Raw genomic sequence first — 24015 nt, 5'->3', positions numbered from 1 at the left:
CGAAGGCGTGCCCGCCGTGGATGACGCATCCGCCGCCGATGCCGTAGCCGCCGTCGCGGGCACCGGCCATGCCGACCGGCCGGGGTGGGTTCGAGCGCTCGGCGCGGCGGTCGTCCGGGGCGGGTACGCGGCTGACGTAGCCGGACTTCTGCAGCTGCTGGACCCGGCGGGTGACATGCGACACCACGACGCCCAGCCGGTTGGCCGGCTCCCCCGGCCGCAACGGTTCGGAGTCGGCGATCTGCCGCGGGAACGCCCCGGCGGCACGGTCCAGCCGGACACCGGCCGGGGCGCTGGTCGGCCACCACGACGTCACCGGTGCCGACCACGGCTCGTAGCCCGTGTCCCGGCCGGGCGACATGGCACGGCTGAGCACGGGTACGCGGAGCGCATGACCCACGGCAAGGCACCAGATCCCGAGCGGAGGGCCGAGCAGGCGGAGGCAGCCGAGGAGGCCCGCGCCGCCGCACGACCCTTCAGTCATCCGCACTCCGAACGGCGTGCCGGTGTGCGCGCCACCCGGCACATCAGCCGGGAACAGGCCGACGCCGACAGCGTCCCCGGCGTGCCGGGCGGCTACGGCAGCACCGGCGGCGGTCAAGCGGGCGGGCGCGGCACACCCCGTCCGGGTGACGGCACGGCGGACGAGTCCGGCGTCACCGACGTCGTCTCGGGACGCGAGCCGGACGCCGATCAGGGAGGTGAGGGGCGGTAGGCATCTCGGAGACGGTCGCGGGGCGGACGCGGGGGCGGGCAGGACCCCCGGTGATCTCCGCCGGGCCGCGACGACGATACTGGCATGTGCACGTGCCCCTGCTCCCCGATGGACTCATGCCGACCTCCCCCACAGCCCGTCCCACGACGCCCGCCACGGTGTGGCCGGCTCGCGGCCGCCACGTCGGACCCGGCGCGGAAGACGTACTCCGTCATACCCTGCGCCGGCTCAGGGACAGCCGGGTCATCGACGACTTCCTGGAACTGCCCGACCCCGGCGGCGATGCCCCCGAGCGGGTCTTCCAGGCCCGCTGGCGGGTCCACGGTGACGTGACGGTACGCGCCCGGCTGAGCCTCGCGCCGGACCTCGGCGCCGGACGGGAGTGGACCATCGTCGCGGAGGCGGAGGAGCCGTGGGACCCGGCGTGGCCCTCGCCCGTCACCCGGTTCTGGCCGGAGTACGGCGACTGGGACCACGACGCGGCCACGGGACTGTCGCTGAGCAGGATCAACGCCCTGCCCGAGGACGACAAGGAGGCCCGCCGTCTGCTGCGGGACGCCGGACACGCCGGATGGTGCGTCCACGTCGTCGTCCACGAGGCCATGACGACCGACGAGCGCGGCCGGCTGCCCCTCGCCCGCTGGCTGCCGCCGAGCCTGCGTCACCGCGTGGTGGAACACCGGGCCGCGCCGCACCAGTTGCGGGTCGTGAACTGGGCGCTGCGGGAGTTCGGCCTGGAGATCCCGCGCGGCGGAGCCGTGGTGCTGCCCGGCGACCCGGCGCCCGCCGGCCGTGACGCCGGGGAGTTCGCCGTGCGCGCGGTGTTCCTGGACGGTTCGGAGCCGGCCGACCTCATCGCGGCGGTGACCGGGTTCGCCGCGCTGCCCCGGCCGCTGCCGGACGGCGCCGACGACGCCCTCACCGCGCTGCGGGAGGACTGGCATCTGCTCACCCTGGAGGAGGAACTCGACCGCGAGCGGAAGCTGGTGGCGATGTACGCCGAGGCACTGGAGGCCATGACGCAGTCCCGGGACCTGTACCGGGAGGCCGCCGAGCGTGCCCACGAGGCACTCGCCGCGTACCGCGAGTCCGGCGGGGCCGCCCCCGTCGAACGGCAGCCGTCCGGGACGCGGACCACGTCCCCCTTCCAGCAGTTGACGCGCACGCTGGAGCGGCTGAAGGGCGGTGCCATGACGTGGCGTCCGGCGGCCGCGCCACGCGGCGACGAGACCGAGACCTCCGCCCGGACGGAGCCGTAGGGCATCGGTTCCCGAACGCCCCTCCCCCGTCGAGGCCCGGCGGCACCGCCGCGCGCCCCTTGCCGGCCGGCGGCCGCAAGGCCCTATCCCGGGGCCCCGCCCAGGGGGAGCCGTACCGTGAAGGTCGTCGCGCCGGGGACGCTGGCCAGGGTGAGTGAGCCGCCGTGGGCCTGGAGGAGGGAGTGGGCCACGGCGAGGCCGAGGCCGCTGCCGCCCCGGTCGCGGCTGCGCGCCTTGTCGACGCGGTAGAAGCGGTCGAAGACACGCTCCTGGTCCTCCGCCGGTATGCCCGGCCCGGAGTCCGTGACCCGCACCTCGGCCGTCCCGGAGACGACGTACACCTCCAGGTGGACCTTGGTGCCCGCCGGCGTGTGCACGGCGGCGTTGGTCAGGAGGTTGTCGAGAACCTGGCGGACCCGCAGCGGGTCCATGCGCAGCCGTACCCGGTCGGGGCCCGTGGTCAGGGTCAGCGGATGGCCGGGGTGCCCGGCGCGGAAGGCGTCCCCGGCCTGCTGCACCAGCTCCACCAGATCGGCCTCCTCCAGCCGCAGCGGCGCCTCCACGTCGGCCGCGTCGAGGCGGGCCAGCGTCAGCAGGTCGTCCAGCAGCACCCCCATCCGGGCGGCCTCGGCGCGCAGTCGGGCGAGGTGCTTGTCGCGTTCCTCGGGGCTGTGCGCGGCGGCGTACTGGAACAGGTCGGCGTAGCCGCGCACGGACATCAGCGGGGTTCGCAGTTCGTGCGAGGCGTCGGCGACGAACTGGCGCAGGCGCTGCTCGGCCTCGGTACGGACGGCGAACGCGTCGTCGATGTGCTCCAGCATCCTGTTGAACGCGGTCCGCAGCTCCTCCACCTCGGGGCCGCCGTCGCGGCGGTCGTGGCGCACCGGCAGCCGCGCCGAGTCCGTCAGGTCGTGCGAGGTGATGCCGCGGGCGGTGTGCGCCATGTCGCTCAGCGGCTTCAGTCCGCGCCGCAGCATGCCCCGGCCGAAGACGACGAGGGCGGCGAGGGCGAGCGCGAACGTGATCACCTGGATCGTGACCAGCTGCTCGACGGTGTCCTCGATCTCCTCCATGGGGGCGGCGCTGACCAGGATCACCCCCGGTTCGACCTCGCAGGCCCGCAGCCGGTACACACCGGCGCCCTCGAGGTACTCGGTGCGGGTGATCTCGGTCTCCGAGTCGACCTGATCCCTGGCGAGGAGCGTGAAGTCGTCGATGTCCTGGGGCAGATCGACCGAATCCTCGGGCGTGCGCAGGTCGGGGGTGCCGTCCTTGATGTCGTAGACGGCGTAGTACCAGCCCCAGTACTTCTTGCCCTCCAGTGTGCCGTTGTCCGCGATGCTCTTGGACTGGGCGACCTGCGCGATATGGAGCTGTTCGTCGAGCTGCCGTGCCAGGTAGTCGCCCATGTACATGGTCAGCGCGCTGCCGACGACGGCGAACACGACGAGCGCGAGAGCGCCGAGGCCGAGGGCGAGCCTCGTGCCCAGGCGCATGTCGCGGTAGGTCTCCTTGAGGCGGGCGATCACTCGGCGGCCTGCCGGAGGACGTATCCGAAGCCCCGCACGGTGTGGATGAGCGGTTCGCCGCTGTCGTCGAGTTTGCGCCGCAGCCGGCTGACGACGAGTTCGACGACGTTGGAGCGGCCCCCGAAGCCGTACTCCCAGACGTGGTCGAGGATCTGCGCCTTGGTCAGGACGGTCGGCGACTTGCGCATCAGATAGCGCAGCACCTCGTACTCGGTGGGCGTGAGGGTGAGCAGCTTCTCGCCGCGGCGGACCTCGCGGGTGTCCTCGTCCATCGTCAGGTCGGCCACCTGCAGCACGGAACGCTGGAAGGCGGGGCCGGCGCTGCGCCGCAGCACGGTGCGCAGCCGGGCCATCAACTCCTCCACGGCGAAGGGCTTGACCAGGTAGTCGTCGCCGCCCCGGGTCAGCCCGGCGACGCGGTCGGCGACGCCGTCGCGAGCGGTCAGGAACACCACCGGCACCATCGTGCCGGACTGGCGCAGCCGGTCGAGCACGCCGAAGCCGTCCAGGCCGGGCAGCATCAGGTCGAGGACCACGATGTCCGGATGGAACTCGGCGGCCCGGCGCAGCGCCTCCTCGCCGGAGTACGCCGTGACCGCGTCCCAGCCCTCGTAACGGGCGACGGTCGCCACCAGATCCGCGATGGGCGGATCGTCGTCCACCACGAGAAGTCGCACTTTTTCCACGTGCTCATACTGCGGCACCGATCGTCTCTGGCCATAGCCGCTCACAGCCCGGCAGCCGATCGATAAAAACTTGAAAGTTGACCGACAGCAAAACGACAGCCCCGACCGGACAAGCTCGTATCCCCCACTCGATCAAGGAGCTGTCAGCGTGACCACTGTCCAACAACCCCCTGCGGCCGTGAGCCGCTCGGGAGCGCGTCCCAAAGTGGTCGCCCGCACCGGCCTGTACGCGGTGCTGGCGGCGAACGTGGCCGTGGTGGCCGTCTTCTTCGTCCAGGCCGGCTTCGCCTCGAACGCCCTGATCGTGCTGGGCCGCCTGACCGGCCTGTACGGGGCGCTCCTGATGGCCTTCCAGCTGCTGCTGGTGGCCCGGCTGCCGTGGTTCGACCGCCGCATCGGCATGGACCGGCTGACCTCCTGGCACCGCTGGACCGGCTTCTCCGTGCTGTGGCTGCTGGTGGCGCACGGGGTGTTCATCGCCTTCGGGTACGCCCAGTCCTCGGACATGGACCCGGTGAACCAGGTGATCGACCTCGCCGAGACCACCGAGGGCGTGCTCCGCGCCATCGTCGCGCTCGGCGTCATCATCGTGATCGGCGTGGTCTCGGCCCGCTTCGCGCGGCGCCGGCTCGCCTACGAGACCTGGCACTTCATCCACCTGTACACGTACGTGGCGGTGGTGCTGGCCTTCACGCACCAGGTCGCGGCGGGCACGACGTTCGCCTCGTCCGAGGTGGCGACGGCGTACTGGTACGCGCTGTGGGGCGCTGCCCTGACCGCGGTGTTCCTCGGCCGGCTGGTGCTGCCGCTGTGGCGGAACTGGCGGCACCAACTGCGTGTCACGGCCGTCGTCCACGAGTCGGACCAGGTCGTCTCCATCTACATGAGCGGCCGCGACCTGGACCGGATGCCCGCGCGGGCCGGCCAGTTCTTCCTGTGGCGGTTCCTGACCCGGGACCGCTGGTGGCAGGCCAACCCGTTCTCGCTGTCGGCGGCGCCCGACGGCAGGCAGCTCCGGCTGACGGCCAAGGCGGCCGGCGCGGGCTCCGCCGCCCTGCGGCATGTGAAGGTCGGCACGCGGGTGTTCGCGGAGGGCCCGTACGGCGCGTTCACCGCGATGCACCGCACCCGGCCGGAGTCGGTGCTGATCGCTGGCGGCGTCGGCGTCACCCCGATCCGGGCGCTGCTGGAGGAGGTCCAGGGGCACGCGGTGGTGATCTACCGGGTGGGCACCAAGCAGGACGCCGTGCTCTACGAGGAGCTGCAGCGGCTCGCCTTCGACAAGGGCGCCGAGCTGCACCTGGTCTCGGGTCCCGTCGTCCCCGACCTCCTCGCGCCGCGCGAGCTGGCCCGGATGGTGCCGGACATCGCCGACCGGGACGTGTTCCTGTGCGGGCCGCCGCCGATGATGAACGCCGTCCTGGGCAGCCTGCGCGAGCTGGACGTGCCCAAGCCGCAGATCCACTTCGAACGCTTCAGCCTGGCGGGATGAGGAAGACACCGTGAAACGAGCGATACCCGCCCTGGTCCTGAGCGCCGCCGCGCTGGTCCCCGTGTGGCGCTACACCCCCTCGACCGAGACGACCACGACGGTGACCGCCGAGCCGGCCCCGTCGGCCTCCGCGTCCACCTCGGGTGACTCCACCGTGGTCTCGGGCCCCACCATCGACACGGAGAAGGGTCCCGTCCAGGTCCAGGTGACCTTCGAGGGCGACGAGATCAGCGCCGTGAAGATGCTGAAGCAGCCGAACCATCCGCAGACCGAGGCCGCGGTGCCGGTCCTCGTCGAGGAGACGCTGGACGCGCAGAGCGCCGACATCGACACCGTCTCCGGCGCCACCATCACCAGCGACGCCTACCGGAAGTCCCTCCAGGCCGCCCTCGACGCGAAGGGCTGACGAGATGCGCCGCGTCGAACACATCATGGGTTTCCCGATCTCCCTGCTCATCGAGGACGAGGGCACGGCCGCCGAGGCCGCGGAGCCGGCGTTCGACTGGCTGCGCGAGGTCGACGCGCGGTTCAGTCCGTTCCGGGCAGACAGCGAGGTGTCCCGGCTGGACCGGGGTGAACTCGCACCGCACGAGATCAGCCCGGACCTGGCCGAGGTCCTCGCCCTGTGCGAGGAGTACCGCGTGGCGACCGGTGGCGCGTTCGACGTACGGCTGCCGGGGCGCGGGCTCGACCCCTGCGCCATGGTGAAGGGCTGGGCCGTGCAGCGGGCCGCGGACCTGCTCACGGAGCGGGGCGCGAAACGGCTCTGCCTGAACGCGGGCGGGGACGTGGCGGTGGCCGGCGGACCGTGGCGGGTCGGCGTACGCCATCCCGAGCGGGCCGACCGGCTCTGCACGGTCCTGGAGGTCGGCGACGGGGCGGTGGCCACGTCCGCGCGCTACGAGCGCGGCGACCACATCCTCGACGGCCGAACGGGCCGCCCGGCGACGGGGCTGCTGAGCCTCACCGTCGTCGCCGCCTCCCTCACCGAGGCGGACACCACGGCGACGGCGGCGTTCGCGATGGGGGTGGAGGGGATCGAGTGGGCCGCCTCGCGGGAGGGGTGCGAGGTGTTCGCCGTGGACGCGGACCGGAAGGTGTACCGGACCCCGGGGGTGCCGGTGGCGGCGGCCTGAGCGTCGGCCTGCGGCGCCTCAGGGCTCGGGGCCGCGTGTTGTCGGGCGCCTGCGGGTGATGCGTGGCCGGTCGGGCAGTTCCCCGCGCCCCTGGAGGGGTGGGACCCCGGTGCCAGGGCTTGCCGGTGGTGGTCCGGTGCTCCGAAATTGCGTTGCGAGACGCGCCCGGCGCCGCCGACAGTGGCCCCATGACGACGACGCACCCCGCCGCGCTGCCGGCCGGTATGACCGTGCGCCCGGCGCGCCTCGACGACGCGGCGGCGGTGTGCGCTCTACTGAACGAGGTCGACCGGCTGGAGATCGGCCGGGCCGAGACGGAACTCGCCGAGGTCCAGGCGGATCTGAAACACCCCGAGGTGGACCTGGAGCGCGACTCCTGGCTGCTGTTCGACGGAGACCTGCTGGTGGGGTACGGCCTGATGTGGGACGAGTCCGGCGACGAGCGCATCGACATGGACCACTACGCGCTACCGGACCGGCCGCTCGGCGCCCTGCACCTGTTCGAGCTGATGGAGGCCCGTGCCGTCGAGCGGGCCGCGTCGAACGGGGCGGACCGCGCGGTGGTGCATCTGCACCTCAACACCGCGCCCACCACGGATCTGGACGCCCTGCGCGGCCGGGGCTGGAGCCCGGTCCGGCGCTACCACGTGCTGGACCGGCCCCTGTCCGCCGCCGACACCCTTCCCGTCCCGCCGCCCGGCGTGACACTGCGGCCGGTCGGGAGCGAGGCGGACCGCCGGCAGGCCCACGCCCTGCTGCAGGCCTCCTTCGCCGACCACTTCGACTTCCAGCCGCGCACCTACGAGCAGTGGCTGGACGACATCGACGCCGACAACGCCGACTGGTCGCTGATCTGGATCGCGCACGTCGACGGTCTCGGCGACGCGGCGGCCGTACGGACCCGCGACGACCGCACGACCATGGCCTGGATCTCCGCCCTCGGCGTCCTCTCCGAGGCCCGCGGCCGAGGTCTCGGCAGCCATCTGCTGCGCCACGCCTTCGGCCACTACGCGGCCCGGGGCCGCGACCGCATCGGACTCGGTGTGGACACCGACAACAGCACCGGCGCCCTCGCCCTCTACGAGCGGCACGGCATGAAGCTGGACTTCGCGGTCGACACCTGGGAGCTCGTCCGCCCCGTGGCGTGAACAGCGGCGGCACTGTCGACAAAGCGCTGAATCAGTAGCACGGCATCATCTCAACTCGGCCGCGCATCAAGGCTCCTGGCGAGCGGCGGTCCGACTTGTTCGGCAGGTCGGACATCGTTCGAAACCCCTTGACGCCCCGCCACGCCTCGATTGACACTCTCGCAACACGACGTCACACAGCCGAAACGGCGGGGCACCCGGGGACGGGGTCCTCCGCCCTCGGCCGTCCCCCTTTTCCTTGTTCCGCCCCTTCATCAGCCGTGCTCTCAGCAGGGAAACACCATATGACGTACAACGCAGGTCCACGCGGCCGCGCGAGACGCCGGGCAGGCCGGCTCGCCGGACTGACCGCCGCGTCACTGCTCCTGGGCCTGGCCGGACCGGTCGCCCCCGCCGTCGCGGACGGCGCGGACCTCACCGACGGCCTGGCCCTCTGGTACAAGCTCGACGCCACCTCCGGCACCACCGTCACCGACGCCTCCGGCAACGGCCGGGACGGCACGGTGAACGGCACCGCCGGCTGGACGGGCGACGGCCAGGGCCTGGCGTTCAACGGCTCGGACACCTACGTCAAGGTGCCGAACGACGTCATGAAGGGCATGAACTCCATCAGCGTCTCCATGGACGTGCTGATGGACGAGTCGCAGGCCGGCCCGTACTTCATCTACGGCTTCGGCAACACCAGCGGCGGCACGGGCAACGGCTACCTCTTCGCCACCGGCAACTCGCTGCGCACCGCCATCGCGTCCGGCAACTGGTCGACCGAGCAGAACATCCGGCCCGGCGACTCGCACAACCTGACCCGCTCGGTGTGGAAGCAGCTCACCTACACGCAGACCGGCACCACGGGCGTGCTGTACGAGGACGGCGTCGAGGTCGGCCGCAACACCTCGGTCACCATCACGCCGGGGTCGATCGGCTCGGGCACCACGACCGCCAACTACATAGGCAAGTCGGTCTACACCGGGGACAAGCTCTTCAAGGGCAGGATCCGCGACTTCCGGGTCTACGACCGCGCCCTCGCCGCCACCGAGGTGGAGCAGCTCTCGCTCCCCGTGGCCGTCCAGGGCGTCGCCGCCGACAAGGCCGCTCTCACCCTCGGTGACACGAGTGCGGTGACCGCCGACCTGGACCTGCCGAAGACCGGTTCGGCCGGGGGCTCCTCCATCAGCTGGAAGAGCGACAACACCTCGGTGGTCGCGGACTCCGGCGCGGTGACCCGCCCCTCCGCCGGTGAGCCGAACGGCCACGCCACCCTCACGGCGACCCTGAAGCGGGGCTCCGTGACGGACACCAAGACCTTCGAGGTCACGGTCCTGCCGTCCTTCGACGACACCACGGCCGTCAAGCAGGCCGCCGAGGCGCTGACCGTCCGCAACGCCGACGACGCCCGCGGCAACCTCACGCTCCCGGCGTCCGGCGACTTCGGCACGAAGGTGTCGTGGTCCTCCGCGGACCCGGATGTCGTCACCGACGACGGAGTGGTGCACCGCCCGGCGCACGGCGACGGCGGCACGACCGCCGAGCTGACCGCGACCGTCACCAAGAACGACGCGAAGACCACCCGCGCCTTCACCGTGAAGGTGCCGGAGCTGCCGAAGAAGGAAGCCCGCAAGGGCTACATGTTCAGCTACTTCACCGGCGAGGGCACCGCGGACGGCGAGCAGCTCTACTTCGCGCTCAGCAAGGGCAACGACCCGCTGAAGTGGCGCGAGCTGAACGACGGCAAGCCCGTCCTCACCTCCTCGCTCGGCGAGAAGGGCCTGCGCGACCCGTTCATCATCCGCTCCCCCGAGGGCGACAAGTTCTACCAGATCGCCACCGACCTGAAGATCTACGGCAACGGCGACTGGGACCGCTCGCAGCGCCAGGGCAGCAAGTCGATCATGGTGTGGGAGTCCACCGACCTGGTGAACTGGACCAACCAGCGCCTGGTCAAGGTCTCCCCCGACGCGGCCGGCAACACCTGGGCCCCCGAGGCGTACTACGACGAGAAGCTCGGCGAGTACGTCGTCTTCTGGGCGTCGAAGCTGTACGACAACGAGGCGCACACCGGCGACACGTACAACCGCATGATGTACGCGACGACCCGTGACTTCTACACGTTCAGCGAGCCCAAGGTCTGGATCGACCGCGGCTACTCGGTGATCGACTCCACGGTCATCCAGCACGACGGCACGTACTTCCGTCTCTCCAAGGACGAGCGGAACAACAGCTCCTCCACGCCCAACAGCAAGTTCATCTTCGAGGAGAAGAGCGACTCGCTGCTCGACCTGTCGTGGGACCCGGTCGCCGAGGGCATCGGCAAGGGCGCGATGAGCGCTGCCGAGGGCCCGCTGGTGTTCAAGTCGAACACCGAGGACAAGTGGTACGCGTTCCTCGACGAGTTCGGCGGACGGGGCTACATCCCCTTCGAGACCACCGACCTCGCCTCCGGCGTGTGGACACCGTCCGGCTCGTACGACCTGCCGGCCAAGCCCCGGCACGGCACGGTGCTGCCGGTGACCCAGGCCGAGTACGACCGGCTGCTGAACACCTACCAGCCGGACCAGATCGTCAAGAGCGTCGAGGACATCAAGGTCGAGACGCGCATCGGTGAGGCCCCGGTGCTGCCCGCCACCGTCATCGCCGAGTACGCCGACGGCGCCAAGCGGCCCATCGCGGTCACCTGGGCCGACGTCGACGCGTCGAAGTACGCGCAGGCCGGCACGTTCACGGTCGAAGGCACCCTGCCGGGCGACGCCACGACCGGGGTCCGCGCCGAGGTCACCGTCTCCGAGAAGGGCCCGGACGTCCCGGCGGACCTGGTCCTGCACTACGGCTTCGACGAGACCGGCGGCAGCATCGCCCGCGACTCCAGCGGCCACGGCTACCACGGCACCTACGTCCGTACGCCCGACTTCGGGACCGGCGTCGAGGGCGGCTCGTTCAAGATGTCCGGCGGCAACAGCGGTTCGAACTCGCCGTATGTGAAGATCCCGAACGGGGTCCTCAAGGGCGCGAACGGCGTCACCGTCTCCACGTACGTCAAGTGGAAGGGCGGCGACAACTTCCAGTGGCTGTTCGGGCTCGGCCCCGACAGCGACAAGTACCTCTTCGCCACCCCGTCCAACGGCGCCGGGAAGCTGTTCTCCGCGATCACCAAGGCCACCTGGTCCGGTGAGAAGCAGATGATCGGCGGTTCCCCGCTCACCCAGGGCGAGTGGAAGCACCTCACCGTCACGCTGGACGGCGCGACGGAGACGGCGATCCTCTACGTGGACGGCGCCGAGGTGGCCCGCGTCAACGGTGTCACCGTCAAGCCGTCCGACCTGTACGACGCCGCCAAGGACCACTCCGGCTACATCGGCAGGTCCCTGTACTCCCCGGACCCGTATTTCGGCGGCGAGGTCGACGACTTCCGGATCTACAACCGGGCCCTATCGCCCGCCGAGGTCCTGGAGCTCGGCGGCAACACCACCGGGATCGCCGCGGCGACCCACCCGGCGCTCAAGGTCGACGCGATCATCGACGACAAGGACAGCAGGATCACCCTGCCGCTGACCGAGGGCAGCGACATCACCGCCCTGGCACCGGAGTTCACCCTGGCCCACGGCGCGACCATCAGCCCCGCCTCCGGCACCCTGCGCGACTTCAGCGAGCCGAGGACGTACGAGGTCACGGGGTCCGACGGCAAGAAGCGCACCTGGACGGTCTCGGCACTGATCATGAAGAGCCCGGTCCTGCCGGGGCTCAACGCCGACCCGAACATCGTCCGCTTCGGCGACACCTTCTACATCTACCCGACCACCGACGGCTTCGAGGGCTGGAGCGGCACGCAGTTCAAGGCGTACTCCTCCAAGGACCTGGTCCACTGGAAGGACCACGGCGTCATCCTGGACCTCGGCCCTGACGTCTCCTGGGCCGACAGCCGGGCCTGGGCGCCGGCCATCGAGGAGAAGAACGGCAAGTACTACTTCTACTTCTGCGCCGACGCCAACATCGGTGTCGCGGTCTCCGACTCGCCGACCGGCCCGTTCAAGGACGCGCTGGGCAAGCCGCTGCTGAAGGCGGGCGACCACCGCGGCCAGATGATCGACCCGGCGGTCTTCACCGACGACGACGGACAGTCGTACCTCTACTGGGGCAACGGCCGTGCCTACGTCGTCCCGCTGAACGACGACATGGTCTCCTTCGACGCCTCGAAGGTCACCGACATCACGCCCAGCGGCTACAACGAGGGCACGTTCGTCGTCAAGCGCAAGGGCACCTACTACTTCATGTGGTCGGAGAACGACACGCGTGACGAGAACTACCGGGTCGCCTACGCCACCGGCTCCTCGCCCACCGGCCCCTGGACCAAGCAGGGAGTGATCCTGGAGAAGGACCTCTCGCTCGGCATCAAGGGCCCCGGCCACCACTCGGTGGTCCACGTCCCGAACACCGACGACTGGTACATCGCCTACCACCGCTTCGCCATCCCCGGCGGCGACGGCACCCACCGCGAAACCACCATCGACAAGCTGGAGTTCGACGGCGACGGCCTGATCAAGAAGGTGGTCCCCACCCTCGGCGGCATCGACCCGGTCACCATCGCCCGGGCCGGCCAGGACGCCAAGGGCAAGGAGGGCGAGCGCATCCGGCTCGACGGCACCGTCTCCGGTGCGGGCGCCCCCAAGTGGAAGGTCGAGGTCGGCGCGCCCTGCGTCTTCGCCGACGCCTCCTCCGCGCGGACCACGATCACCTGCGCCGACAACGGCATCTACACGGTGACCCTGACCGGCGGCCGCAGCAGCGACAAGGCCACGGTGACCGTCGCCAACGCGGCCCCGGTGATCACCTCCGCGACCGGCCCGAAGTCCCCGGTGGCGGCGGGCAAGGGCACCTCGGTCACGGTGAGGTTCACCGACCCGGGCACCGCCGACAAGCAGACGTGCAAGGTCGACTGGAAGGACGGCACCCGGCCGACGGCCGGCAAGGTCGGCGCCGGTGTCTGCAAGGCCGAGCACGTCTACCGCACGGCCGGCATCCACCGCCCGGTGGTCACGGTCACCGACGACGACGGCGCCTCGGACACCGCAAGGCTCCCCGAGCTGATCGTCTACGACCGTGCCGCGGGCTCCGCGACCGGTACCGGGACCTTCGGCTCCCCGAAGGGCGCCTACCCGGCCAAGGCCGGTCTGACCGGCAAGGCGGCCTTCTCCTTCCTCGCCAAGTACACGAAGAAGGCCACCGTCCCCACGGGCCGGGCCTCCTTCGACTTCGGCGCGGCGAGGCTGAAGTTCCGCTCCACGGGCTCCGACTGGCTCGTGGTGACCGGCGACAAGGCCGTCTACCAGGGCTCCGGCAAGATCGGTGGCACCAGCGGCTACGCCTTCCGGATCACCGCGACCGACGGCCCGGACACCTTCAAGATCAAGATCTGGAAGAAGTCCACCGGCAAGGTCGTCTACGAGAACACCAAGGCCGCGAAGACGAAGGGGATCACCGTCGGCCGATAGGGAGCGTCAGCTCCGCCGAGGGGCGTCCGGACACGGTCCGGGCGCCCCTCGGCGCGTTCGCGGCCGGTCCACGCGAGCGCCGGCCTCGCAGGTCAGGAGGCGTCGGGAATCCCGGCGCGGCCCGAGCGTTGAACCCCATGTGACCTCCGTGCTCTCCGCCACCCGGTTCTCCGTCCTCGACCGCTCCCGCGTCCGGGAGGGCCGTGAGCCGGCCGAGGCACTGCGGGACACCGTGCGGCTGGCGCGGGCCGTGGAGGAGCTGGGCTTCCACCGGTTCTGGGTCTCGGAGCACCACGGGGTGCCGGGGGTGGCCGGCTCCGCGCCGACGGTGCTGGCGGCTGCCGTCGCGGCGGCCACCCGCACCATCCGGGTGGGCACGGGCGGGGTGATGCTGCCCAACCACCGCTCTCTGGTCGTGGCCGAGCAGTTCGGGGTGCTGGAGTCACTGTTCCCGGGGCGCGTCGACATGGGCCTCGGCCGTTCCGTCGGCTTCACGGACGGCGTCCGCAGGGCGCTGGGCCGGGACAAGGACGATGCCGACGACTTCGCGGGGCAGCTCGACGAGCTGCTGGGCTGGTTCCTCGGGACGTCCCCGACCGGTGTGCACGCCCGTCCCCCGGAGGGCCTGTCCGTTCCTCCGTTCGTGCTGGCGGTGGGCGAGGGCGCCTCGATCGCCGCGCGGGCGGGCCTGCCGATGGTGATCGGCGACCTGCGCGCCCGGGACAGGATGCTGCGCGGCATCGAGCGCTACCGCGCCGAGTTCCGGCCGTCCGTCTGGGCGGCGGAGCCGTACGTCGTCGTCTCCGGCACGGTCGCCGTCGCCGGGACTCCGGAGGAGGCCCACCGCCTCCTCCTGCCCGAGGCCTGGGCGATGGCGTACTCCCGCACCCACGGCACGTTCCCGCCGCTCGCCCCCGCGGAGGAGATCGAGCGGCGGCCCATGACGGCCAAGGAGCGCGGCCTCTACGAGTCCGGGCTCACCGGCCATGTCCTCGGCACGGAGGAGCAGGTCGCGCGCGAACTGGAGTCGGTGATCAAGGAGTCGGGTGCCCAGGAGGTGCTGGTCACGACCAGTACGTACGACCGGGGCGCGCTGCTGGACTCCTACCGGAGGCTGGCCCGGCTCGCGGGCCTGGGCAGTCCCTCCTGAGCGTCTCCGCGGTCCTCCGTCACGTGCGCGGTCATGGCCTCCACGCCGATCACCGCCGTCTGCGCGGCCGCTGCCAGGGTGCGCCGGTCGGGGTGGGTGCCCGGGTCGATCAGGGGCCGTACGTCGAGCTCGGCGACGACTCCGCGCGCGCGGACCACCCGCCACACGGACGCGAGCAGCGAGTCCTCCCCTACGTAGGCGGGCGCCGTGCTGGCCCCTCCCCCGGTGGACCGGTAGCGGACGCGCACGGGCTGCACGGGGACGCCCGCGTCGAGGGCGGCCTGGAACACGGCCCGCCGGAAGCGTCCCTGGGACCGGCCGCACCAGGTGCTGCCCTCGGGGAAGACCGCGACCGCCGTGCCGGCGCGCAGGACGCCGGCGATCCGGGCGACCGTCCCGGGCAGCGCGCGGATGCGGTCCCGTTCGATGAACAGGGAGCCGCCCCGCTCGGCGAGGGGGCCCGCGACCGGCCACCGCCGGACCTCCGACTTGGCGAGCATCCGCGCCGGGCGGACCGCGGCGAGGAGGGGGATGTCCAGCCAGGAGACGTGGTTGGCGACGAGGAGGAGGCCGCCGGTGGGCGGGGCGGCGCCGGTGATCCGGACACGGACCCCGCAGGCCCGGACGAGCCATCGGCACCAGCGTCGGACCGCGCGCGCCGGGATCCGGGGTCCGAGGCCGCTGAGCAGGACCCCGGCGAGAATCAGGGCCATGACCGCGGTGAGCCGCAGCACGGCCCGCGCCACGGCGGCGACCGGTCCCGTGGTGTCCACGCACGCCCCCGGGGTACAGGGCGCTCCGGGCAGCCACACGCTCATCGCGTCACGCCGCCGGGGCGAGGGAGAGGAAGTGCCGCAGGTAGCGCGCGTTGACGCGGCGCATCGGCAGCAGCACGTACAGGTCGGCGACCCCGAAGTCGGGGTCGTGCGCGGGCTCGCCGCACACCCAGGCGCCGAGCCGCAGATAGCCGCGCAGCAGCGGGGGCAGTTCGACGCGCTCGGCCGGGGCCTCGGCCTTGGGGACCCACGGCAGGAGCGGGCGTACCCGGTACTCCTCCGGCGCCAGGTGCCTGTCCTTGACCCGGTCCCAGGTGGCGGTGGCGAGGGCGCCGCCGTCGGAGAGGGGGACGGAGCAGCAGCCGGCGAGCCACTCGTGGCCGCGGTCGAGCATGTAGCGGGCGATGCCGGCCCAGATGAGGCCGATGACGGTGCCGTCCCGGTGGTCGGGGTGCACGCAGGAGCGGCCGACCTCGACGAGGCCCGGCCGGATGGCGTCGATGCGGCCGAGGTCGAACTCGCCCTCCGAGTACAGCCGTCCGGCGACGGCGGCGCGCTCGGGCGGCAGCAGCCGGTAGGTGCCCACGACCTGCCCGGTCAGGGTCTCCCGGACGAGCAGGTGGTCGCAGTAGGCGTCGAAGGCGTCGACGTCGAGGCCCGGCTGCGGGCCGGTCAGCAGGGCGCCCATCTCACCGGCGAACACGTCGTGGCGCAGCCGCTGCGCGGCCCGTACGTCGGCCTCGTCGCGGGCGAGACCGACGGTGTAGCGGGCGGGGACCGCCGACGGGGAGGGCAGGGGCGGGGTGTCCAGAGCGGGTACGGCGGTCATGGCTCACTCCAGGTCACGGGCCGGTTCGGCCTGGGCGGAAGAGCGGGCCGGTCGGGTACGGCCCGCTCGTACCTGTTCTCCCGAGGCCGTCTGGCCGACGCGTGACCGAGGGCGGGAGCGCGGATGTGCGCTCGCTGAACTAACCGGGACGCCCCGCGAAAACCAGACGGGGCCGGGAAGAGCACCACTCCCGACCCCGCCCGTCCGCACTCTCGGCGAACGTCTGCTGCCCCTACCGCTTCCCGGCCTTCCGCGTGGCCCGCAGCCACTCCTTGTTCATGTTCGTGATGGACACCAGGGGAATGCCCTTGGGGCAGGCCGTGGCGCACTCGCCGGCGAGGGTGCAGCCGCCGAAGCCCTCCTCGTCCATCCGGGCCACCATGTCCAGGACGCGGGTCTCCCGCTCGGGCGCGCCCTGCGGCAGCACGTTCAGGTGGTTCACCTTGGCGGACGTGAACAGCATGGCGGCGCCGTTGGGGCAGGCGGCCACGCAGGCCCCGCAGCCGATGCACTCGGCGTGCTCGAACGCGAAGTCCGCGTCCGGCTTCGGCACGGCCGTGGCGTGTGCCTCCGGCGCGGAGCCGGTGGGCGCGGTGATGTACCCGCCGGCCTGGATGATCCGGTCGAACGCGGACCGGTCCACGACGAGGTCCTTGATCACCGGGAACGCCGACGCACGCCACGGCTCGACGTCGATCGTGTCGCCGTCCGAGAAGGACCGCATGTGCAGCTGGCAGGTGGTCGTCCGCTCGGGCCCGTGCGCGTCCCCGTTGATGACCAGCGAACACGCGCCGCAGATGCCCTCCCGGCAGTCGTGGTCGAACGCCACCGGGTCCTCACCGCGCAGGATGAGTTCCTCGTTGAGCGTGTCGAGCATCTCCAGGAAGGACATGTCGGGCGAGATGTCGTCGACCTCGTAGGTGGACATGGCGCCTTCGGCGTCGGCGGCGCGCTGTCGCCAGACGCGCAGGGTGAGCTTCATGCGTAGCTCCGCTGGGTGGGGTGGACGTACTCGAAGACGAGGTCTTCCTTGTGCAGGACGGGGGCGGTGCCGGTGCCCGTGAACTCCCAGGCGGCCGCGTACGAGAACTCCTCGTCCTTGCGTTCCGCCTCGCCGTCGGGCGTCTGGGACTCCTCGCGGAAGTGGCCGCCGCACGACTCGCTCCGGTGCAGCGCGTCGAGGCACATCAGCTCGGCGAGCTCCAGGTAGTCGACGATCCGGTTGGCCTTCTCCAGGGACTGGTTGAACTCCTCGCCGGTCCCCGGGACCTTGATCCGCCGCCAGAACTCCTCGCGGATCTGCGGGATCCGCTCCAGGGCCTTGCGCAGGCCGCTCTCCGTGCGGGCCATGCCGCAGAACTCCCACATCAGCTCGCCGAGTTCGCGGTGGAAGGAGTCCGGCGTACGGTCGCCGTCGACGGCGAGGAGGAGGTTCAGCCGGTCCTCGGTCTCGGCGAGGACCTCCTGCACGACGGGGTGCCCGGGACCGATCTCCTCCTGGCGGGGGTGGCGGGCGAGGTAGTCGTTGATCGTGGCGGGCAGGACGAAGTACCCGTCGGCGAGCCCCTGCATCAGCGCGGAGGCGCCGAGCCGGTTGGCCCCGTGGTCGGAGAAGTTGGCCTCACCGATCGCGAACAGACCGGGGACGGTGGTCTGGAGGTCGTAGTCGACCCACAGCCCGCCCATCGTGTAGTGCACGGCCGGGTAGATCCGCATGGGGACCCGGTACGGATCCTCGTCGGTGATCCGCTGGTACATGTCGAAGAGGTTGCCGTACTTGGCCTCGACGGCCTCCCGGCCCATCCGCTCGATGGCGTCGGCGAAGTCGAGGTAGACGCCCTGCCCGCCGGGTCCGACGCCGCGGCCCTCGTCGCAGACGTTCTTCGCGGCCCGGGAGGCGATGTCGCGGGGCACGAGGTTGCCGAAGGAGGGGTAGATGCGCTCCAGGTAGTAGTCGCGCTCGTCCTCGGGGATCTGCGCCGGGGGCCGCCGGTCGCCCTTGGCCTTCGGCACCCAGATCCGGCCGTCGTTGCGCAGCGACTCGCTCATCAGCGTCAGCTTGGACTGGTGGTCGCCGGTGCGCGGGATGCACGTCGGGTGGATCTGGGTGAAGCACGGGTTGGCGAACAGCGCGCCGCGCCGGTGCGCCCGCCAGACGGCGGTCGCGTTGGAGTTCATGGCGTTGGTCGACAGGTAGAAGACGTTGCCGTAGCCGCCGCTCGCCAGCACCACCGCGTCGGCGAAGTACGTGTCGATCTTCCCTGTGATCAGGTCGCGGGCCACGATTCCGCGGGCCCGCCCGTCGATCACGATCAGGTCGAGCATCTCGGTGCGGGGGTGCATCTCCACGTTGCCGGCGGCGATCTGCCTGCTGAGGGCCTGGTAGGCGCCGAGCAGCAGCTGCTGGCCCGTCTGGCCGCGGGCGTAGAAGGTCCGGGAGACCTGGACGCCGCCGAAGGAGCGGGTGTCGAGCAGGCCGCCGTACTCCCGGGCGAAGGGCACGCCCTGGGCGACGCACTGGTCGATGATCTCCACGGAGATCTGCGCGAGCCGGTGGACGTTGGACTCGCGGGCCCGGAAATCGCCGCCCTTGACGGTGTCGTAGAACAGCCGGTGCACGGAGTCGCCGTCGTTGCGGTAGTTCTTCGCGGCGTTGATGCCGCCCTGCGCGGCGATCGAGTGGGCCCGGCGCGGGGAGTCCTGGTAGCAGAACTGGACGACGTGGTAGCCCTGTTCGGCGAGCGTGGCGCCGGCGGAGCCGCCGGCGAGCCCGGTGCCGACGACGATGACGGTGTGCTTGCGGCGGTTGGCGGGGTTGACGAGCCTGGCCTCGAAGCGGCGCCGGTCCCAGCGCTCGGCGATCGGGCCCTCGGGCGCCTTGGCGTCGACGACCGGGTCCCCGGTCGTGTAGTCCGCGTACGCGGAGGACGTACTCATGGTCAGCTCACCACTCCGGTCATGACGGCGACGGGGACGGAGACGAAGCCCACGGTCAGCACCAGCGCGAGGACGTTCGCGGTGGTCTTCAGGGCCCGGTCACGGGTGCGGCTGCCGGCGCCGAGGGTCTGCGCGGCGCTCCAGAAGCCGTGCCGGATGTGCAGGCCGAGGGCGAGCATCGCGACGAGGTAGATGACGTTGCCGTACCAGGTGGAGAAGGTGTCGATCACGTTCTGGTACGGGTGACCGGACTGGAAGCCGTTCGGGTGGACGGTGCCGGTCGTCAGGTCGAGGATGTGCCAGACGATGAACAGTCCGAGGATGACGCCGCCCCACCGCATGGTGCGGGTCGCGTAGCTCGCCCGGCGCTTGGTGTGCACGTACTTGGTGGGCCGGGCCTTGATGTCCCGGCGGCTGAGCTGGTATGCGGCCGTGGCGTGGGCGACGACCGCGGCGACGAGGGCCACGCGGACGATCCACAGAGCCCATTCGTGGTGCAGGAAGGGCTCGCCGAGGGTGCGCAGCCAGTGCGCGTAGCCGTTGAACTCGGCCGAGCCGAAGAAGATCTTGAGGTTGCCCAGCATGTGGACGACCAGGTACGCCAGCATGATCAGACCGCTGACCGCCATCACCGTCTTCTTGCCGACGGAGCTGTCCCACACCGTGCGTGCCATGGACGGTTTTCGGTCCGTCCGCGTTGCCAGAGCCATGGGACAAGACGCTAGGACCGGCACCCCTCATCGGTCCAAGACATGATGCGGCTCGATTCGATAGCCGGGAACTATCGTCCCGTATCGTGGAGGAGTGCAGTTCCAGCAGCTCCAGTACTTCGTGGCGGTCGCCGAGACCCGGCACTTCACCCGCGCCGCCGAGCTGGTCCATGTCGCCCAGCCGTCGCTGTCGCAGCAGATCAAGGCGCTGGAAAGGGAGTTGGGCGCCGATCTGTTCCTGCGGGCGCGCGGCAACATCACGCTCACCGACGCCGGTGAGGCGCTGCTGCCGCTGGCCCGCCGCATCCTGGCCGACACGGAGACGGCCCGGCTGGAGGTGCAGGAACTGGTGCAGCTGCGCCGGGGCCGGGTGCGTCTCGGCGCGACCCCGAGCCTGTGCACCGGTCTGCTGCCGGACGTGCTGCGCGACTTCCACGACCGCTACCCCGGCATCCGGCTGCTGATCGAGGAGGGCGGCTCCCACGACCTGGTACGGCACCTCGCACGCGGTGCCCTCGACCTGGCCCTGGTCGTCCTGCCCCTCCCCACGCCCTCCCCCGCGCTGACCACGGTGGAGCTGCTGCGCGAGGACCTGGTGGTGGTGTCCTCCCCGGACGCGCCACGGCCGGGGGACGGCCGCCGCACGGTCGGCATCCCCGATCTGGAGGGCGAGCGCCTGGTCATGTTCCGGCACGGCTACGACCTGCGGGAACTCACCGTAGCCGCGTGCCGCTCCGCCGGGTTCGAGCCGGATTTCGCGGTGGAGGGGGGCGAGATGGACGCGGTGCTGGGGTTCGTCCGGGCGGGTCTGGGTGTCGCGGTGGTCCCGCGGATGGTGGCGACGCGCTCGGGGCGGGGCCTACGGGTCACCCCATTGGCCCGCCCCGGTCTGCACCGGACGATCGCGCTGGCCCACCGCAGCGATGTGGCTCCGCCCCGGGCCGCGAGGGAACTGCAGCGGATGTTGGTGGAGCGGTGAGCGTTGGCCGAAGTCCCGGTCGCGCCGTCGTCTCTTGATCGCCGTTCGGGGTTGCGGGTCTGCTGTGGCTGATCGCGCAGTTCCCCGCGCCCCCGGTGGGGGCGCTGCGCCGCTCTCCCCTAACCCGTCGCGTCCACCAGCGCCAGCTCGTGCAGCCGCTCCGGCGGGCCGGGGCGGGCGTAGTACCAGCCCTGGGCGGTGTCGCAGCCCAGTATCCGCAACTGCTCGGCCTGCGCGCCGGTTTCGACGCCTTCGACGGTGACCGCGAGGTCCAGGCTGTGGGCGAGGGAGACGATGCCCTCGACGATCTTCAGGTCGACGGGATCGGCCGGGAACTGCTGCATGCCCTGGGTGAAGGAACGGTCCAGCTTCAGGACGCGGACCGGCAGCCGCCGCAGATTGGCGAGGTTGGAGTAGCCCGTCCCGAAGTCGTCGAGGGCGATGTCGATGCCCATCTCGGAGAGCCTGCGCAGCGGTTTGAGCAGATCGTCGTCGGCGCCGATCAGCGCGGACTCGGTCACCTCCAGGCAGAGGGCGTCGGGTTCGAGGCCGGCCCGCTCCAGGATCTCCACGGTGTCCTGCACCAGCCCGGGATGGGTGAGCTGGCACGGGGACAGATTGACGTTGACGCGCAGCGGACCCGTGCCGCCGTGCCGTCGCTGCCACTCACGGGCCTGGCGCACCGACTGCTCCAGCACCCAGCGGCCGAGCGGCACGATCAGGCCGGTGCGCTCGGCGAGCGGGATGAACCGGTCGGGGCCGAGGACACCGTGCTGCGGGTGCAGCCATCGGACCAGCGCCTCCGCGCCGCGCACGGTGCCGTCGCCGAGGTGGACCAGCGGCTGGTACTCGATGAAGAACTCGCCCCGGTCGAGCGCGGCGGGCAGGGCCGTGGTCAGTCCGTGGCGGGTGATGGCGCGGGCGTCGGCCTCCGCGTCGGCGACCTCGTAGCGGTTGCCGCCCGCGGACTTGGCCCGGTACATCGTGATGTCGGCGCTGCGCAGCACCTCGGCCGGGCCCCGCTCGCCCGCCGGGCCCTCGACGATGCCGATGCTGCCGCGTACGAGCAGTTCCCGGCCGTCGATACGGACGGGGGTGACCAGCGCGTTCATGATGCGGTCGGCGAGGTCGTCGACCTCGCGTTCGGTGTCGGGGCCGGTGGTCAGCGCCACGAACTCGTCACCGCCGAGCCGGGCGACCATCTCGCCGGGGGCGGTCGCGCAGGACTGGAGCCGGTCGGCGACCTCGACGAGCAGCCGGTCGCCGGCCGCGTGGCCGAGGCTGTCGTTGATGGCCTTGAAGCCGTCCAGGTCGAGGTAGCAGAGGCCGAACCGCTGGCCGTCCGCCGCCGCGAGGGCCTTCTCCAGACGCTCGAAGAACAGGGTGCGGTTGGGCAGTCCGGTGAGCGCGTCGTGCGTGGCCTCGTAGCGCAGGCGGAGGTTGAGCAGGCGGCGTTCGGTGGTGTCCTCCATGAGCGCCAGCTGGTACTGGGGGTTGCCGTCCGGGTCCCGCAGCAGGGAGACCGTGAGATTGGTCCACAGGACCGTTCCGTCAGGGCGGTGGAACGCCTTCTCGGTGTGGTAGTGCTCGCGTTCGGCGCGCACCAGCTCCTCGTACAGGCGCCAAACCTGAGGCGCGTCCTCGGGGTGCGTCCACTCGGTGACGCAGCGCCCGAGCATCGTCTGCTCGGTGACGCCGAACATACGCAGCAGCGCGGCGTTGACCTGGAGGAGGTTGCCTTCGAGGTCGGCGATGCCGATCCCTATGGCGGCACCCTCGAACACGGCCCGGAAGCGGGCCTCGGTGGCGTGCAGGGCCCGGGCCACGGCGCCCTGCGCCTCCAGGGCCGCGCGGGCGATCGCCTCCTGCTCGGCCAGGGTGCGCTGCCGCAGCGCCTCGGCGTATCCGGCGGCCATCGCCGACTGCAGCCGTGCGGCACGGGCGCGCAGATCCTCCCGGTGGCCGTCCCCGCCGCAGTACAGCACCAGATAGGCGTCGACGCAGTCGAGGGTCTGGCTGAGGGCCTCGGGTTCGGTGCAGTGCGCCTCGACGAGGGCGGCGCCGACGGCCCGGCCCTCGCCGGCGTCGTACGTCCTGGCCCGCAGTGCTTCGCTCAGGCGCCGGGCGAGCGGCAGCAGCAGTTCCTCGAACTCGGGTCGGGTCAGCGACGTGGAGGTGACCGGGAAGACCGCGCGGCTCCAGATCGTCGCGAACCGGCGCAGTCTGTCCTCCGGCCCGTCCGGTTCCGCGCTCACGCCGTGGTCCCCACGCCGGCGAACCAGGAGAAGGCGTACGGATCCTCGTCCTCGGGAGCCGTGTCGGGCCGCCACTTCGCCATCGGCACCAGTCCGGGTTCCACCATGTCGTACCCCTCGAAGAACCGCGCGATCTCGTCGCGAGAGCGCATGATCAGCGGATTGCGGATGTCCTTGTACACGTCCACCGCGCCCTGGATCCGCTCCCGGGGCAGCGGAATTCCCTCGTAGGAGGCGTGCGTGAGGACGAGCACGGAGCCGGGCGCGAGTGCGTCGCGCAACTCGGCCACCGCTCCGTACGGGTCGTCCGTGTCCTCCACGAAGTGCAGTATGGCAACCAGAAGCAGGGCCACTGGCCGGTTCAGGTCGATCAGTCGCTCGACTTGGGGGCTCGTGAGGATGTCCCGGGGCTTGCGCAGATCGGCCGCGACCACATCCGCGTCCTCGGCGCCTTCCAGAACGGCCTGGCTGTGTGCTACGGCGACCGGGTCGTGGTCGACATAGACGACGCGCGCGCCGGGGCCGGCCTCCCTCGCCACGTCGTGCACGTTTCCGAAGGAAGGGATGCCGGACCCGATGTCCAGGAACTGGGTGACACCCGTTCGGGCCGCGTGGCGCACGGCGCGGCGCATGAAGGCACGGTTCGCCTGCATGATCTTCGGCAGGCCCGGCACGAACTCCATGGCCCTGCGCGCCGCTTCCCGGTCGACCTCGAAGTTGTGCGAACCGCCCAGGTAGTAGTCGTCCATGCGGGCCACGGACGGCATCGAGATGTCGATGCTCCGTGGCGCCCAGGCGGGACGCTCCATATCTGTGACTCCAACGCGTCGGGGGCGGCGTAGGCGATCCGGTGTTCGAGCAGAGGCTACTGATCGTCCGCCACAGGGGCGAGCAAAACCGGAAATTGACCGTCCGTTCAAGTTCGCCGCCGTGG

Annotated in this window: 18 protein-coding genes and 1 pseudogene; 9 read left to right on the top strand and 10 right to left on the bottom strand. The window is 71.4% G+C overall.

Annotated elements, in window-relative coordinates; genetic code table 11:
- Window positions 1–94 precede the first annotated feature (94 nt).
- A pseudogene (locus tag AC067N_RS24220) lies at window positions 95–292 on the bottom strand (MarR family transcriptional regulator); the annotation flags it as partial.
- Between the two features lie 99 nt (window positions 293–391).
- Between AC067N_RS24220 and AC067N_RS24215 the strand changes: the two are divergent.
- Complete coding sequence (locus AC067N_RS24215; protein ID WP_478680977.1) at window positions 392–715, top strand: hypothetical protein; 324 nt, start codon at window positions 392–394, stop codon at window positions 713–715.
- 116 nt (window positions 716–831) lie between these two features.
- On the top strand, window positions 832–1974 hold the full coding sequence (locus tag AC067N_RS24210) for a hypothetical protein (RefSeq protein ID WP_478680976.1): 1143 nt from the start codon (window positions 832–834) through the stop codon (window positions 1972–1974).
- Between the two features lie 83 nt (window positions 1975–2057).
- Here the strand turns inward: AC067N_RS24210 and AC067N_RS24205 are convergent, their stop codons facing one another.
- Both AC067N_RS24205 and AC067N_RS24200 read right to left on the bottom strand, forming a co-directional pair.
- On the bottom strand, window positions 2058–3503 hold the full coding sequence (locus AC067N_RS24205; RefSeq protein WP_478680975.1) for a sensor histidine kinase: 1446 nt from the start codon (window positions 3501–3503) through the stop codon (window positions 2058–2060).
- Window positions 3500–4189 carry a response regulator transcription factor gene (locus tag AC067N_RS24200; RefSeq protein WP_478680974.1) on the bottom strand — a complete coding sequence of 230 codons (690 nt, stop codon included), beginning with the start codon at window positions 4187–4189 and terminating at the stop codon, window positions 3500–3502. Before AC067N_RS24200 ends, AC067N_RS24205 begins: the two co-directional genes overlap by 4 nt.
- A 148-nt stretch (window positions 4190–4337) precedes the next feature.
- On the opposite strand from AC067N_RS24200, the gene AC067N_RS24195 reads away from it, so the two are divergent.
- From AC067N_RS24195 to AC067N_RS24170, 6 genes are all read left to right on the top strand, one after another.
- Window positions 4338–5681: a ferredoxin reductase family protein gene (locus AC067N_RS24195; protein WP_478680973.1), complete on the top strand. Its 1344-nt coding sequence runs from the start codon at window positions 4338–4340 to the stop codon at window positions 5679–5681.
- 10 nt (window positions 5682–5691) lie between these two features.
- A complete protein-coding gene (locus AC067N_RS24190; RefSeq protein WP_478680972.1) occupies window positions 5692–6087 on the top strand; it encodes an FMN-binding protein in 396 nt (131 codons plus the stop codon).
- 4 nt (window positions 6088–6091) lie between these two features.
- Window positions 6092–6817, top strand: a complete 726-nt coding sequence (locus tag AC067N_RS24185) for an FAD:protein FMN transferase (protein ID WP_478680971.1) — start codon at window positions 6092–6094, stop codon at window positions 6815–6817.
- Window positions 6818–7005: 188 nt separating this feature from the next.
- The gene (locus AC067N_RS24180) at window positions 7006–7965 is read left to right on the top strand and encodes a GNAT family N-acetyltransferase (RefSeq protein ID WP_478680970.1); all 960 of its coding nucleotides are present in this window, start codon (window positions 7006–7008) and stop codon (window positions 7963–7965) included.
- Between the two features lie 284 nt (window positions 7966–8249).
- Window positions 8250–13445 carry a family 43 glycosylhydrolase gene (locus tag AC067N_RS24175; protein ID WP_478680969.1) on the top strand — a complete coding sequence of 1732 codons (5196 nt, stop codon included), beginning with the start codon at window positions 8250–8252 and terminating at the stop codon, window positions 13443–13445.
- 139 nt (window positions 13446–13584) lie between these two features.
- Window positions 13585–14595, top strand: a complete 1011-nt coding sequence (locus AC067N_RS24170) for an LLM class flavin-dependent oxidoreductase (protein ID WP_478680968.1) — start codon at window positions 13585–13587, stop codon at window positions 14593–14595.
- Here AC067N_RS24170 and AC067N_RS24165 read toward each other — a convergent pair.
- From AC067N_RS24165 to AC067N_RS24145, 5 genes are all read right to left on the bottom strand, one after another.
- A complete protein-coding gene (locus AC067N_RS24165) occupies window positions 14550–15413 on the bottom strand; it encodes a lysophospholipid acyltransferase family protein (protein ID WP_478680967.1) in 864 nt (287 codons plus the stop codon). The genes AC067N_RS24170 and AC067N_RS24165 overlap by 46 nt on opposite strands.
- Window positions 15414–15417: 4 nt before the next feature.
- Entirely contained in the window at window positions 15418–16200 is a 783-nt protein-coding gene (locus AC067N_RS24160) for a GNAT family N-acetyltransferase (RefSeq protein ID WP_478680966.1), read from the bottom strand.
- A 232-nt stretch (window positions 16201–16432) separates the two neighbouring features.
- The gene (locus tag AC067N_RS24155) at window positions 16433–17182 is read right to left on the bottom strand and encodes a succinate dehydrogenase/fumarate reductase iron-sulfur subunit (RefSeq protein ID WP_478680965.1); all 750 of its coding nucleotides are present in this window, start codon (window positions 17180–17182) and stop codon (window positions 16433–16435) included.
- Complete coding sequence (locus AC067N_RS24150; RefSeq protein ID WP_478680964.1) at window positions 17179–19137, bottom strand: fumarate reductase/succinate dehydrogenase flavoprotein subunit; 1959 nt, start codon at window positions 19135–19137, stop codon at window positions 17179–17181. Before AC067N_RS24150 ends, AC067N_RS24155 begins: the two co-directional genes overlap by 4 nt.
- Window positions 19138–19139: 2 nt before the next feature.
- Window positions 19140–19847: a succinate dehydrogenase gene (locus AC067N_RS24145; RefSeq protein WP_478680963.1), complete on the bottom strand. Its 708-nt coding sequence runs from the start codon at window positions 19845–19847 to the stop codon at window positions 19140–19142.
- A gap of 94 nt (window positions 19848–19941) precedes the next feature.
- Between AC067N_RS24145 and AC067N_RS24140 the strand changes: the two genes are divergently transcribed.
- Window positions 19942–20826, top strand: coding sequence for a LysR family transcriptional regulator (locus tag AC067N_RS24140; RefSeq protein ID WP_478680962.1), 885 nt, complete (start codon window positions 19942–19944; stop codon window positions 20824–20826).
- 119 nt (window positions 20827–20945) lie between these two features.
- Here the strand turns inward: AC067N_RS24140 and AC067N_RS24135 are convergent, their stop codons facing one another.
- A complete protein-coding gene (locus tag AC067N_RS24135) occupies window positions 20946–23081 on the bottom strand; it encodes a putative bifunctional diguanylate cyclase/phosphodiesterase (RefSeq protein WP_478680961.1) in 2136 nt (711 codons plus the stop codon).
- Window positions 23078–23890: an SAM-dependent methyltransferase gene (locus tag AC067N_RS24130; protein WP_478680960.1), complete on the bottom strand. Its 813-nt coding sequence runs from the start codon at window positions 23888–23890 to the stop codon at window positions 23078–23080. The genes AC067N_RS24135 and AC067N_RS24130 overlap by 4 nt, the downstream gene beginning before the upstream one ends.
- Window positions 23891–24015: the final 125 nt, after the last annotated feature.

The sequence above is a fragment of the Streptomyces sp. NPDC042364 genome (assembly GCF_056437585.1).
Note: the sequence above shows the minus strand (reverse complement) of the source record. Positions and strands in the feature narration are given on the sequence as shown.

Coding starts and splice junctions, on each gene's coding strand:
- AC067N_RS24175 (WP_478680969.1), top strand. CDS start 8,250: ATGACGTACAACGCAGGTCCACGCGGCCGCGCGAGACGCCGGGCAGGC.
- AC067N_RS24150 (WP_478680964.1), bottom strand. CDS start 19,137: ATGAGTACGTCCTCCGCGTACGCGGACTACACGACCGGGGACCCGGTC.
- AC067N_RS24165 (WP_478680967.1), bottom strand. CDS start 15,413: ATGAGCGTGTGGCTGCCCGGAGCGCCCTGTACCCCGGGGGCGTGCGTG.
- AC067N_RS24155 (WP_478680965.1), bottom strand. CDS start 17,182: ATGAAGCTCACCCTGCGCGTCTGGCGACAGCGCGCCGCCGACGCCGAA.
- AC067N_RS24180 (WP_478680970.1), top strand. CDS start 7,006: ATGACGACGACGCACCCCGCCGCGCTGCCGGCCGGTATGACCGTGCGC.
- AC067N_RS24210 (WP_478680976.1), top strand. CDS start 832: ATGCCGACCTCCCCCACAGCCCGTCCCACGACGCCCGCCACGGTGTGG.
- AC067N_RS24145 (WP_478680963.1), bottom strand. CDS start 19,847: ATGGCTCTGGCAACGCGGACGGACCGAAAACCGTCCATGGCACGCACG.
- AC067N_RS24130 (WP_478680960.1), bottom strand. CDS start 23,890: ATGGAGCGTCCCGCCTGGGCGCCACGGAGCATCGACATCTCGATGCCG.
- AC067N_RS24160 (WP_478680966.1), bottom strand. CDS start 16,200: ATGACCGCCGTACCCGCTCTGGACACCCCGCCCCTGCCCTCCCCGTCG.
- AC067N_RS24185 (WP_478680971.1), top strand. CDS start 6,092: ATGCGCCGCGTCGAACACATCATGGGTTTCCCGATCTCCCTGCTCATC.
- AC067N_RS24215 (WP_478680977.1), top strand. CDS start 392: ATGACCCACGGCAAGGCACCAGATCCCGAGCGGAGGGCCGAGCAGGCG.